General features: G+C 65.7%; 12 protein-coding genes. 6 read left to right on the forward strand and 6 right to left on the reverse strand.

Going from position 1 to position 11779, the window contains the following annotated elements; all coding sequences use genetic code 11:
* Nucleotides 1-31 precede the first annotated feature (31 nt).
* On the reverse strand, nucleotides 32-460 hold the full coding sequence (locus tag M1E01_RS00590; protein WP_457973195.1) for a phage holin family protein: 429 nt from the start codon (nucleotides 458-460) through the stop codon (nucleotides 32-34).
* Nucleotides 461-579: 119 nt separating this feature from the next.
* Here M1E01_RS00590 and M1E01_RS00595 point away from each other — a divergent pair, with 119 nt between their 5' ends.
* The 4 genes from M1E01_RS00595 to M1E01_RS00610 all read left to right on the forward strand — a co-directional run bounded on the left by M1E01_RS00595 (nucleotide 580) and on the right by M1E01_RS00610 (nucleotide 5688).
* Nucleotides 580-1698: a histidinol-phosphate transaminase gene (locus M1E01_RS00595; RefSeq protein ID WP_457973196.1), complete on the forward strand. Its 1119-nt coding sequence runs from the start codon at nucleotides 580-582 to the stop codon at nucleotides 1696-1698.
* 147 nt (nucleotides 1699-1845) lie between these two features.
* Nucleotides 1846-3099 (forward strand): thiamine pyrophosphate-dependent dehydrogenase E1 component subunit alpha, encoded by a 1254-nt coding sequence (locus M1E01_RS00600; RefSeq protein WP_457973197.1) that lies wholly within the window; start codon nucleotides 1846-1848, stop codon nucleotides 3097-3099.
* Nucleotides 3099-4079, forward strand: a complete 981-nt coding sequence (locus M1E01_RS00605) for an alpha-ketoacid dehydrogenase subunit beta (RefSeq protein WP_457973198.1) — start codon at nucleotides 3099-3101, stop codon at nucleotides 4077-4079. Before M1E01_RS00600 ends, M1E01_RS00605 begins: the two co-directional genes overlap by 1 nt.
* A 91-nt stretch (nucleotides 4080-4170) precedes the next feature.
* On the forward strand, nucleotides 4171-5688 hold the full coding sequence (locus M1E01_RS00610) for a dihydrolipoamide acetyltransferase family protein (protein WP_457973199.1): 1518 nt from the start codon (nucleotides 4171-4173) through the stop codon (nucleotides 5686-5688).
* 211 nt (nucleotides 5689-5899) lie between these two features.
* Here M1E01_RS00610 and M1E01_RS00615 read toward each other — a convergent pair whose 3' ends face one another.
* The 3 genes from M1E01_RS00615 to M1E01_RS00625 form a co-directional block, all read right to left on the reverse strand.
* Nucleotides 5900-6238, reverse strand: a complete 339-nt coding sequence (locus M1E01_RS00615; protein ID WP_457973200.1) for a hypothetical protein — start codon at nucleotides 6236-6238, stop codon at nucleotides 5900-5902.
* Nucleotides 6239-6404: 166 nt separating this feature from the next.
* A complete protein-coding gene (locus M1E01_RS00620) occupies nucleotides 6405-6836 on the reverse strand; it encodes a universal stress protein (protein ID WP_457973201.1) in 432 nt (143 codons plus the stop codon).
* 25 nt (nucleotides 6837-6861) lie between these two features.
* Entirely contained in the window at nucleotides 6862-8175 is a 1314-nt protein-coding gene (locus tag M1E01_RS00625; RefSeq protein WP_457973202.1) for an aminotransferase-like domain-containing protein, read from the reverse strand.
* Between the two features lie 112 nt (nucleotides 8176-8287).
* Between M1E01_RS00625 and M1E01_RS00630 the strand changes: the two genes are divergently transcribed.
* Nucleotides 8288-9172, forward strand: coding sequence for an isocitrate lyase/PEP mutase family protein (locus M1E01_RS00630; RefSeq protein ID WP_457973203.1), 885 nt, complete (start codon nucleotides 8288-8290; stop codon nucleotides 9170-9172).
* On the opposite strand, the gene M1E01_RS00635 is transcribed toward M1E01_RS00630, so the two are convergent.
* Both M1E01_RS00635 and M1E01_RS00640 read right to left on the reverse strand, forming a co-directional pair.
* Nucleotides 9169-9729 carry a GerMN domain-containing protein gene (locus tag M1E01_RS00635; RefSeq protein WP_457973204.1) on the reverse strand — a complete coding sequence of 187 codons (561 nt, stop codon included), beginning with the start codon at nucleotides 9727-9729 and terminating at the stop codon, nucleotides 9169-9171. The genes M1E01_RS00630 and M1E01_RS00635 overlap by 4 nt on opposite strands.
* Nucleotides 9730-10433: 704 nt before the next feature.
* Nucleotides 10434-11000, reverse strand: coding sequence for an NAD(P)H-dependent oxidoreductase (locus tag M1E01_RS00640; RefSeq protein WP_457973205.1), 567 nt, complete (start codon nucleotides 10998-11000; stop codon nucleotides 10434-10436).
* 121 nt (nucleotides 11001-11121) lie between these two features.
* Here M1E01_RS00640 and M1E01_RS00645 point away from each other — a divergent pair, with 121 nt between their 5' ends.
* Complete coding sequence (locus M1E01_RS00645) at nucleotides 11122-11775, forward strand: TetR/AcrR family transcriptional regulator (protein ID WP_457973206.1); 654 nt, start codon at nucleotides 11122-11124, stop codon at nucleotides 11773-11775.
* Nucleotides 11776-11779 lie beyond the last annotated feature (4 nt).

An 11779-nucleotide genomic window follows, 5' to 3' on the forward strand; every position in this document is an offset into this window, starting at 1 on the left:
CTCAGGAGTTTTGGAGCCCTGGCCCCGGGAGTCAGCGGTGGCGTGCACCGGGGATCCTGTCGGCCACAAGGGAAATGAGAGTGATAAGGATGGCCGCCAGCACCGCGGTCCAGAAGAGGGAATCGATGGTGAAGTTGATCGGGGTGTGGCTGCTGATCCATGACGTCAGGTACAGCATGGCCGCGTTGATGACGATGGTGAACAGGCCCAAGGTGAGGATGGTGATGGGCAACGACAGGAAGCTGACGATCGGGCGCACGAAGGCATTGACCAGGCCGAAGATCAGGCCGACGAACAGGTATGCCAGGACGATGCCCGCTGCGTCCGTTCCTTGTGTGACTCCGGTCTTCGCAATGGCTTCAGTGGCCGCAGACGTGGTGATGTCCAGCCCGGGAAGAATCCAGCTGGCGATCCAGAGAGCCAGTCCGTTGATGAGCACCCGCACAATGAAAGACCGCATGCGCCCATGCTTTCACACTGGCCGTCGCTACTGAGCGGTCACCCTGCTGTCACGGGCGGTCCGATCCTGGCCCGGACAGCAGCGCAACCGTGCTACAGAGGCGAAGTAGGCTAGTTGGCATGACTTCATCAGAGACCATGGCGGGCGGCGTCAGGCCGCGGCCGGTCGTTGACCGGTTGCCCCGCTACGCCGCGGGCAGGCCCCCCGTCGCCGTTGAGGGCCTGGCGAGCTATAAGCTGTCCTCGAATGAAAACCCGCTCCCGCCGATCCCGGCGGTGGCCCAGGCAATCGCCTCGCAAACGGACTTCAACCGCTACCCCGATCCGCTAAGCACCAAGCTCCGGACCGCTCTGGCCGGCTTCCTGGATGTGCCCGCTGAGGACATCGTCACCGGCGCCGGCAGCCTCGGGGCGCTCAACCAGCTCCTGGCCGCCTTCGCAGGACAGAACGAGGACGGGAAGGCCGACGAAGTCATCTATGGCTGGCGGTCCTTCGAGGCATATCCCATCTCCGTAGGCCTCGCCGGGGCCCACAGCGTTCAGATCCCCCTGACCTCCGATGGCAGGCATGATCTTGACGCCATGGCGGCGGCCGTCACGGTGCGCACCAAGGTGATTCTCCTGTGCACCCCGAACAACCCCACGGGCCCCATCCTGACAACCGAGGAGACCGAGCGGTTCATCAACGCAGTTCCATCCGACGTCGTGGTGGTCATCGACGAGGCGTACCAGGAGTTCGTGCGTGCAGACGATGCAGTCGACGGCATCCGGATGTACCGGAAGTACCCGAATGTGGCGGTGCTCCGGACCTTCTCCAAAGCCCATGGGCTGGCGGGCCTTCGCGTTGGTTACAGCATCTCCCAGCCCGGGCTAACCCAGCACCTTCGGGTCGCCGCCACCCCCTTCGCCGTGTCGCAAATTGCCGAGCAGGCTGCTGTCGTGTCGCTCGAGCATTTCGACCAGGTTGTAGAAAGGGTACAAAGCCTGGTGGACGAGCGGGAGCGCGTAACGGCAGGTCTGCGCGACCTGGGCTGGTTCGTTCCGGAGGCGCAGGGGAACTTCGTCTGGCTGGGTCTCGGTGCGAACAGTGCCGAATTCGCCGAGTTGGCTGGGGAACGGGCGCTGTCGGTCCGTGCCTTTGGGGATGAGGGCGTGCGGGTCAGTATCGGTGAGCCCGAGGCGAACGCCCGATTCCTTGAGCTCTGTGCGGTCTATACAAAACCGGCACGGCGTTCCTAGCGGTTAATAAACCCCCGGCCCTACCTACGCCGGATAAAGTAAGGAACAGTAAGCCAAAATATATGCCTTGTAGGGAATGTATTCCCAGTGAGGAATATATCCCAGCGATTTTGCAACGCATCCGCATGCGGCAGGCAAGGAGACGGTATGGGCGCAACACATCTGCCCACCACCGAGTTCGAAGGAACCGGGGTGGACGACCAGCTAGAGGCCGAGGCCGAGGCTGCCCTGGGAGAACCCCCGGCGGAGATGGTCCAGCTGCTTGGACCTGACGGAAAGCTCAGCAGCGACACGGTGTTCTCTGAATACGCCGACCGCCTGGACGCGGAAACGCTGCGGGGCTTTTATGCTGACATGGCAGCCATCCGGCGCTTCGACCAGGAGGCCACCGCCCTCCAGCGGCAGGGCCAGCTGGCACTCTGGGTGCCTCTGACCGGACAGGAAGCCGCTCAGATAGGGTCCGGCAGGGCCAGCCAGCCGCAGGACTATATTTTTCCCACATACCGCGAACACGGTGTGGCCCTTACGCGGAACGTGGACCTGGCAGAGCTCCTCCGGCAGTTCCGCGGGATCTCCAACGGCGGCTGGAACCCGAAGGACACCAACTTCCACCTGTACACGCTGGTGCTCGCTGCCCAGACGCCGCACGCGGTGGGGTACGCCATGGGGATTCAGCGCGACCAGCGGCTGGCTGAGGCCCGGAGGGCCGCCGAGGGGTTCGAGGCCCAAGGAGTGGACGGGTCTGCCGAACCGAAAGCCGCCGTCATGGTCTACTTCGGTGACGGTGCCAGCTCCGAGGGCGACGTCCACGAATCGATGGTGTTTGCCTCCTCCTACAAGGCTCCGGTTGTCTTCTTCTGCCAGAACAACCACTGGGCCATCTCCGTGCCCACCACGGTGCAGACGCGGATTCCGCTGTCCAACCGCGCCAAGGGCTATGGCTTCCCCGGCATCCGGGTGGACGGCAACGACGTCATTGCCGTGCACGCTGTCACCGAATGGGCTCTCGAGCACGCCCGGCAGGGCAACGGCCCGGTGCTGATCGAGGCCTTCACCTACCGTGTGGGTGCGCACACCACCGCAGATGACCCCACGAAGTACCGTGAGTCGTCCGAGGAGGCGCTGTGGCGGACCAAGGATCCGCTGGAGCGGCTGGAGAAGTACCTCCGAGCAGAAAACATGGCCGACGATGCCTTCTTCAAGCAGGTGGCAGCTGACGGTGATGAACTGGCCGCCTACATCCGCAAATCCACCTACGATTCGGACACGCCGGACATCCGGACGGCCTTCGCCAACACCTACGTCGAGGCGCACCCGCTGGTAGCCGAGGAGCTGGCCTGGTTCGAGGAGTACAGCGCAGGATTTGCCGGCGAGGGGACTGCAGAAGGGGCTGGCCACTGATGACCACCATGACGATCGCAAAGGCCATCAACGAAGGCTTGCGCGCCACCCTCAGCAACAACCCCAAGACGCTGCTGATGGGCGAGGACATTGGGCCGCTTGGCGGCGTTTACCGAGTGACGGACGGATTGATCGCTGAGTTCGGCGAGGACCGCGTTGTGGACACACCGCTCGCCGAGTCTGGAATCATCGGTACGGCAATCGGCCTGGCGCTGCGTGGGTACCTGCCCGTGGCCGAGATTCAGTTCGACGGCTTCGTTTTCCCCGGCTTCAACCAGATCACCACGCAGCTAGCGAAGATGCATTCACGCAGCAACGGCAACCTTACGGTGCCCGTGGTCATCCGCATTCCTTACGGCGGCGGGATCGGATCCATTGAGCATCACTCGGAATCCCCGGAAGCGCTGTTCGCACACACCGCCGGCATCCGCATCATCACACCGTCCAACCCGCACGACGCCTACTGGATGATCCAGCAGGCGGTGACATGCCAGGATCCTGTGATCTTCTTCGAGCCCAAACGGCGCTACTGGCTCAAGGGCGAGGTGGACATCGAATCCGCCGGCCTGGCCGAGGACCCGTTCAAGGCGCACGTTGTTCGGGAAGGTACTGACGCCACAGTCGTGGTGTACGGGCCCCTGGTTCCTGTGGCCCTTGCGGCGGCAAACGCCGCTGAGGAGGACGGGCGCAGCATCGAGGTCATCGACCTGCGGTCCCTCTCGCCGATCGACTTCGACACCATCGAAGCATCCGTGAAGAAGACCGGCAGGCTGATCGTGTCACACGAGGCCCCGACGTTTGGCGGAATCGGCGGGGAAATCGCCGCCCGCATCAGTGAGCGCGCCTTCCACTCCCTCGAGGCCCCGGTCATCCGCGTGGGCGGCTTCCACATGCCCTACCCCGTGGCCAAGGTTGAAGAGGACTATCTGCCGGACATCGACCGCATCCTTGAGGCGCTGGACCGTGCCTTCAGTTACTGACGCCTTTTCCTGCTGACGCTTCCCCTCCTGCAGATCCGCCCGTGGACGCTCACGCACGGGCCGCCCTGAGCTTTCGAAACCCGAGGACACCATGACTCTCAACAAGTTCAACCTCCCCGATGTGGGGGAAGGCCTGACCGAGGCCGAGATCGTTTCGTGGAAGGTCAAGCCGGGCGACTCCGTCGCCATCAACGATGTCCTCTGCGAGATCGAGACGGCCAAGTCCCTGGTGGAACTGCCGTCCCCGTTCGCCGGGACCGTCCGGGAACTGCTCGTACCCGAAGGAGTGACGGTCGACGTCGGTACTCCCATCGTGAGCGTTTCGGACGACGTTGCGGGTGATCCGACTCCGGCCGACGTCCCGCTGCCCCCTTTGCAGGAGGCTGAGCCCGAGCCGCTCATGTATGGGAAGCTGCACCAGCACGGCCACGAAACGCTGTCCGACGGCGGCGCTGCTGCCGGTGCGCCGCCGGGTGGCCCGCTGGTGGGTTCCGGCCCGAAGGCCGACGCCGTGAAGCGACGCCCGCGGAAGCCTTCCGCCCGGCCCGTTCCAGTGGCCGAGCCCGGCCTTCCGCCAAGACCATCCAGCGGTGGGGTTTCGGCGGACGGGGCCTCGGCTTCGACCAGCATAACCAACCCCGAGGTTGCAGCGGGCGCCATGAACGGTCCGACGGCGGAAAAACCCACCTTCGGGGGTGCCATCACCGGGCTGGTGAACAAGGTTCTCGCCAAGCCCCCGGTCCGCAAGATTGCACGGGACCTGGGGATTGACCTCGCGGACGTAATCCCCACTGGAGCCCGCGGCGAGGTGACGAGGGAGGACCTGGTCAGCTACCAGGCACAGCGGGACGCGGAACTGGACAAGGCGGACACGTTCTGGGGCAAGTCCGGCCGGCCGCAGGAACAGCGGATCGAACGGGTTCCGGTCAAGGGCGTCCGCAAGGCCACAGCGAAGGCGATGGTGGATTCAGCCTTCTCCGCCCCGCACGTCAGCATTTTCGTTGACGTGGATGCCAGCCGCACCATGGAATTCGTCAAGCGGCTCAAGGCCTCACGCGACTTCGAGGGGATCAGGGTCTCCCCGCTTCTGATCCTGGCCAAGGCAGTCATATGGGCTGCGGCGCGCAACCCCAGCGTCAACGCGACATGGGTGGACAGCCCGGACGGGTCCGCCGAGATCCAGGTCAAGCACTTCATGAACCTCGGCATCGCCGCGGCCACTCCGCGGGGCCTGATGGTTCCGAATATCAAGAACGCGCAGGACCTGTCCCTCAAGGAGCTGGCCCTGGCGCTGAACGACCTGGCCACCACGGCACGCGCCGGCAAGACGCAGCCCGCGCAGATGCAGGGAGGCACGTTGACCATCACGAACATAGGCGCCCTGGGCATTGATACGGGAACGCCCATCATCAACCCGGGCGAAGTGGCGATCGTGGCGTTCGGCACGATCAAGCAGAAGCCGTGGGTGTTGGACGGCGAGGTCATTCCGCGCTGGATCACCACGCTTGGGGGGTCGTTTGACCACCGGGTGGTGGACGGCGACCTGTCCGCCCGGTTCATGGCCGACGTTGCCGCCATCCTGGAAGAGCCCGCCCTGCTGCTGGACTGAAAGTCTGCACGCAACTGAACACGCGCGAACGGGCACTTGAGGCCCCCAACTTCGAGGAGTTGGGGGCCTCAAGTGCCCGTTCGCGCAGTGCCTGCCCGTTCGCGCAGTGCCTGCCCGTTCGCGCAGCGCCCGCCCGTTCGCGCAGTGCCTGCGTGCGATGGTGGGCGAGGGGAGTCCGTGGTGCGGAGCGGGGGAGGAGAAGTGCGGCGGTCTAGTACGCCGGGTATGTGGTCATCAGCTCGGCCAGTGCGGGATCGGCCGAAACGCCGGCGAGGCTGAACGCGGCCGCGATCATGAGGCCGGCGAGGGCGGCCACGGAGCCGGTGACGGTGGCCAGGAACTTCCAGTCCTCCCGCATCACGCTCTGGATGGTCTCAGGAAGCTGCAGGTCAGGGGAGATGACGTTCGGGGCGCTGTCCACCGAGCCATCGTCCAGCAGCGCGATGACCCGGCCGGCGCTGCGGTCGAGCCGCATCGAGCAGATGTGGTTGCCGTGGCGGGCAAGAAGAATGTCGTGGCCGACAAGCTGGCGTCGCTGAAGCGTAAGCATTTGAGGTCCTGGCGCTGGTAGGTGCTGTGGTTTGTCCGCACCATCGGGGGCACCTCTAATTTTATCGCCGCTGCACCACGCATTCCCCCGAAAACCGGGTGAGACTGCCCACCAGGCAGCGTGACCCGGGTCAACACCCCGGACTGCTGCACCGCCCGGCCAGCGCTTAGTCGGCGCCGTATGTGTTGGCGATGTACACGTCACAGGAGGCGCTGTGGGCAACGCTGTTGGCGATGCTGCCCAGTACGCGGCCCAGGCCGTGCATGCGGCGGTTGCCCACCACGATCATGCGGGCCTCCAGCCGTTCGGCTTCCCTGACGAGGGCGTCAGCAGGCTTGCCGCGCGCAGACGAGTAGGTAACAGGAAGTCCGGCAACCGCAAGGCTGGCAGCGATGTCGCGGGCCACCTTCTCCGCTTCTCCGGCATCGGAAACGATCCATTTGTCGCTGCCGCTGCCGTACACTTCGGTCCGGTCGGTGTCGAAGGCCGAGACCACATGCAGGGTCGCGTCCAGCGCCACCGCCAAGTCCCGGGCGGTCTCTGCCGCCTTGCGTGCAGTGCCGCTGGCGTCCACGCCTACAACAATGATTCCGCTCATGGTGCCGCTCCTTTGCTTCGCTGCGTCAGAGCCCAGTATGCCCTGACCGGAGTGCATCTATGGCTTCTTGCAGCACAGGAGCGAGCCGCCGTACGCCCTCGGTGATGGCATCAGGGGGCACAGCGCTGAACGCCAGCCGCAGCTTGTTGGACGGCTCATCCAAATGGCTGAAGGCCGCACCCGGGATGAAGACGACCCCGGCATCGATCGCCTTGTGCAGCAGGGGGTAGGTGTCCACACCCGCGGGAAGCGTGACCCACACGAAGAAGCCACCCTCCGGCCGCGTCCAGCTCAGGCCTGCGGGCATGTATGCTTCCAGGGCCGCCAGCATGGCGTGGCACCGTTCCGCATACAGGCCGCGGTAGGTCTCGATCTGGCCCTTCCAGTCGTACTCCCGGAGGTAGGCCGAGACCAGCATCTGGTTGAAGGTGGGCGGGCAGAGCGTCACGGCCTCCGCCGCGAGGTAGTACCGGCGCTGCAGATGCGCGGGTACCAGTGCCCAGCCGATACGCAGCCCCGGGGCGAAGATTTTGGAGAACGATCCCATGTAGATAACGTCGTCCGGGTTGTGTGCGCGCAGTGGTTCCAGTGACTGACCCTCGTAACGCAGGAGGCCGTAGGGGTTGTCTTCCAGCACCAGGATGTTGGCGCGGCGGCAGATGTCCATAATCTGTTGCCGGCGTTCCTGCGCGAGGGTGATGCCTGAGGGGTTGTTGAAGTTGGGGATCGTGTAAAGGAATTTGATGTTCTTTCCGACGGTCTGGAGCGACGCAATCCGGGCCTCGAGAAGCTCAGGCACCAGGCCGTCGTCGTCCATTTCCACGGCCTCGACCTGCACCTGGTACGACTCGAAGGTGTTCAGGGCCCCGACGTACGTGGGTTCCTCCACGAGCACGACGTCGCCCGGATTGCAGAACACTTTAGTGGCAATGTCCTGCGCTGACTGCGAACCCGCAGTGATCACCACGTTCTCGGGGACGGCATCCAGAATGCCCTCGGCGGCCATCACTTCGCAGATCTGGGCCCGGAGTTCCTCCCTGCCCTGGCCTGCGCCGTACTGCAGGGCAGTCAGCCCGTCTGCGGCGATGATGTCGGCAGCGGTCCGGGCCAGCCGGTCCAGCGGGAGCGACTGCAGGTAGGGGCTGCCGCCGGCCAGGGAGACGAGCCCCGGCCGGAGCGAGATGTCGAAGACGTCCCGGACGGCCGACTGCTTGATGTTTGCCGCCCGCGCGGAAAACAGCTGCTCGTGGCGGTGGGCCGACGTGGCCGCCCGTTCGATCGCGTCAATGGCTTCGGCAGGGAGGACGGCTTCGGCGCCGTCAATTGTTTCGTGGGTCACAAAGCCAAGGATACAACGAACTGTTGCCGCGCAGGCAACGACTGTTGACAAAGAACGAGGACCCACTGTCTGGTCCCTTTACGTTCCACCTCCGACCGCATTGGATGGAGCCATGACCAGTTCGCCGTCTTTTCCTGCCTCCTCCGACAAAGCCGCAGTTTTCCGCGGACTCCATGCAGAAGGGCCCGAGCCCCTGGTGCTCGTGAACGTGTGGGATGCGGCGTCGGCGAAATTGGTGGAGCAGGCCGGAGCACATGCGCTGGCCACATCAAGTTCAGCCATCTCCTGGAGCCTGGGCTTTCCGGACGGCAATCAGCTGCCGCCTGCGCTGGCCTTGGAGGCGCTAGCCAGGATCGTCGCTGCCACGGACCTGCCGGTAACGGCGGACGTTGAAGCCGGTTACGCGGGACAGGACGGCACCTTTGACGACACCCTGCTGGAGCGGACCATACAGGCAGTGCTGGCGGCCGGTGCCGTGGGCGTCAACATCGAGGACTCCGGTGGTGAGACCCTGACTGACGCAGCCGAACAAGCGCGCCGGATCGCCATTATCAGGACGGTCGCAGAGGAATCGGGAGTCCGGCTTTTCATCAATGCCCGGACCGACACCTACCTCTCGGGCCACTTCCCCGATTCGGCGTTCGAGGAGACGCTCCGGCGCGTGCCGGCGTACCTGGCGGCCGGCGCGGACGGTATCTTCGTTCCCGGCGTCACCGACCTGCACGTGCTGCACGAGCTCTCCCGGCGGATACCGGCGCCGCTGAACGCGCTCGCCGGCGTGGGCGCGCCGTCGGTGGGGGAACTGCACGACGCCGGTGTGCGGCGAATCAGCATCGGCGGCAATACGGCGAAGGCGGCTTATGCAACGGTCTCCCGGGTAGCCGAGGAAGTCCTCGGCTACGGCAACTGGTCCGAACTGGCCGGAGCCCCCAGCCATGCCGAGATGGATGCCCTGTTTGCGCCGAAGCCCGGAACCGGGGCTGCCAGCGACACCTAGCGCAGGCCCAGGACATCGGCCAGCCGGACGCCATCGACGTAGATTTCTGCGCGGATGGCGCCAACAGCGGTAACGGCAGTGTGGGTCAGCTGGGCGTCGATCCGGGGAATGTCGCAGGTTCCGCCGGGCTGAACGGCGCCGGTGAGATTAACCACCACCGTGGCGCCGTCGAGGTAACCGGATACGTACTGCAACGTGGAGGATGACAGTGCGTTGTACAGGCCGGCCGGCGGTGCGCCTCCGGACAGCAAACGGCCCATGGCGGCTTGCAGTGGTTCACGAACGACGGGGTCGGCGTGGTGGACGGGAACGAGGCTGTCATTGCAGCCGAAACGCACGCCGGAGCTGCCGCCGTCGTCCAGCGCCACGTAGTAGACCGCCGCCCCTTGGGGGGTGCCTGTTTGCCCGCCGGAACCGGCGCCGCCTGAGCCTGTTCCGCCTGAGCCTGTTCCGCCTGGTCCCGCACCGGTACCCGGTGCGGCACCGGCACCCGCACCGCCGGTGCCCGGGTCTTTGCCTGCCTGTGGCGGTATGGCAGGTGTCCCAGCCGAAGGCAATTGCTGCGGGGCCGGTCCCGAGACGGGTTCCTCAGGGGATCCCGGGGATGAAGGTCCTGACGGGATGGGGCCCGGCGTCCCCACTCCACCCTGCCCAGCACTGCCCTGCCCAGCACTGCCCTGCCCCGCACCGCCCTGCCCCGTTCCGCCAGGGGGGACAGGAAGTGCACCGGACTGTGGCGGGAGGGCTGCCGAACCGGGCTCGATCCCGACAGCAGCACCGGGTTCTGCACCAGAACCTTGAACCGAACCGCCCTGAGCAGGCACTTCAGGGGAGGTGGCCGGGCTGGGAGCCGGGGCCGGCTCAGGAACAGGCGCTGCGGCAGGTGGCTGTGCGGCGCCGGCGTTTCCTGACTCTGCGGGCGCCGGCATGCAGGACCCCAGCCACAACGGAAGCAGCAGGCAGAAGGCGGCGGCCGCCGTCGTACGTGCCCTGCCTCCCCGGCTGGTCTTCATCTGCACCGCACTCTCTGTTCCCGTACATCAACCTGTTCCGGTACGTCCCGTACATCAACGTTAGATCCGCATAATGGGGTGTGGAATGCGGTGCCGGTGTCAGTTCGGCTGCAGCTCAGTCACAGAATGGTTGCGCCGTCGCGCGTGGGGGGTGGGGGCGGGCGTCACGGAGGCCGTGGGCCGGAAACACCGACGCCCCCGTGCCAGTCCGGCGCGGGGGCGTTTGAGGTGGTGAAGGGCGGGGCAGGCTAGGCTGCAGCCTCAGCCTTCTCGGCTGCTTCGAGGGCGCTGAAGATGCCCTTGATCTGCTCGACAACCTCGGCGTCGTCCTTGGGGTGAGTCTCCGCGAAGCGGACCATGGAGCCGGGGACGGCGAGCTTGACGTCCTCAAGGACGCGGGCGCCGGCAATGCCGGCAGCCTTGCGGGCCTCGTCCTGCGCCCAGACGCCGCCAAACTGACCGAAGGCGGTTCCGACGACGGCGGTGGGCTTGCCCGTCAGGGCGCCGGCCCCGTACGGGCGGGACAGCCAATCGATGGCGTTCTTCAGGGAGGCGGGCATGGTGCCGTTGTGCTCGGGGGTGACCAGGAGCAGGGCGTCGGCCTCACCGGCCGCGGTGCGGAGCGCGGCGGCGGCAGGGGGGACCTGGCCCTCGACGTCAATGTCTTCGTTGTAGAACGGGAGGTTGCCAAGGCTCTCCCAGATCACGATCTCGAGATCCTCGGGAGCGTTGAGCTGGATGGCTTCGGCGAGCTTGCGGTTGATGGAATCGGCCCGAAGGCTGCCCACCAGGGCGAGGACGGTGTTCTTGGACATGTGAACTCCTTGGGTCAGGCCGCGGAGCGTCCGCGGCGGCTGGGTGTCGAGGCGTTGATGCCTTCACTGATACTAAACGGACTGCGGTCCGGATATTATTCCCCGGGCTAGAATAATGATTGTGAGCCTCATCCCAATCCGCTCCGCAGCCCCCGCCGCTGCGGGCCAGGAACGCCGCGACGCCGCGCGCAACCGGGAGTTGCTGCTGTGCGCCGCCCGCCAGCTGATCGAGGAATGCGGTGCTGATGGACTCACCATGGACAAGCTTGCTGAGCGGGCCGGCGTCGGCAAGGGGACGGTGTTTCGCCGCTTCGGCAGCCGGGCAGGGCTGATGATGACGCTGCTCAGCGACGCCGAGGCTGAGTTCCAAAGCCGTTTTATGTTCGGCCCGCCGCCGCTGGGTCCGGGCGCGCCGCCTCTCGAGCGGTTGGTCGCCTTCGGTGCGGGTCGCATTGGTTACGTGCTGGAATACGGTGACCTGGCCAGGGCTGCCGACCATTCGGTGTACAACCGCTTCGAGGTGCCGGCGGTCGTGCTGTGGCATCGGCACATCGAGTATCTCTTGCGTGAGGCCGGTTTCGACGCGGACCCGTGGCTCATGGCCATGTCGCTGAGCGCCACCCTCGACCCCGAACGCCTGCTCCACGCCGTCCGTGTGCACGGCGTTTCTCCGAAGCGGCTGGAGGCGTCATGGCGGGAACTCGTTACGCGCCTGGTCGGTTCTGGGTTGGGATCCGCCTCTGGGTCTGGCTCCGGGGCGGCAAACGCGGAGTAGCGTT

It is taken from the genome of Arthrobacter sp. D1-17, from assembly GCF_054130535.1.

What these genes read in the sequence shown, in the direction of transcription:
- M1E01_RS00615 (WP_457973200.1), bottom strand. Translation starts at nt 6,238, where the DNA reads ATGCTTACGCTTCAGCGACGCCAGCTTGTCGGCCACGACATTCTTCTT.
- M1E01_RS00640 (WP_457973205.1), bottom strand. Translation starts at nt 11,000, where the DNA reads ATGTCCAAGAACACCGTCCTCGCCCTGGTGGGCAGCCTTCGGGCCGAT.
- M1E01_RS00620 (WP_457973201.1), bottom strand. Translation starts at nt 6,836, where the DNA reads ATGAGCGGAATCATTGTTGTAGGCGTGGACGCCAGCGGCACTGCACGC.
- M1E01_RS00630 (WP_457973203.1), top strand. Translation starts at nt 8,288, where the DNA reads ATGACCAGTTCGCCGTCTTTTCCTGCCTCCTCCGACAAAGCCGCAGTT.
- M1E01_RS00600 (WP_457973197.1), top strand. Translation starts at nt 1,846, where the DNA reads ATGGGCGCAACACATCTGCCCACCACCGAGTTCGAAGGAACCGGGGTG.
- M1E01_RS00590 (WP_457973195.1), bottom strand. Translation starts at nt 460, where the DNA reads ATGCGGTCTTTCATTGTGCGGGTGCTCATCAACGGACTGGCTCTCTGG.
- M1E01_RS00610 (WP_457973199.1), top strand. Translation starts at nt 4,171, where the DNA reads ATGACTCTCAACAAGTTCAACCTCCCCGATGTGGGGGAAGGCCTGACC.
- M1E01_RS00595 (WP_457973196.1), top strand. Translation starts at nt 580, where the DNA reads ATGACTTCATCAGAGACCATGGCGGGCGGCGTCAGGCCGCGGCCGGTC.
- M1E01_RS00605 (WP_457973198.1), top strand. Translation starts at nt 3,099, where the DNA reads ATGACCACCATGACGATCGCAAAGGCCATCAACGAAGGCTTGCGCGCC.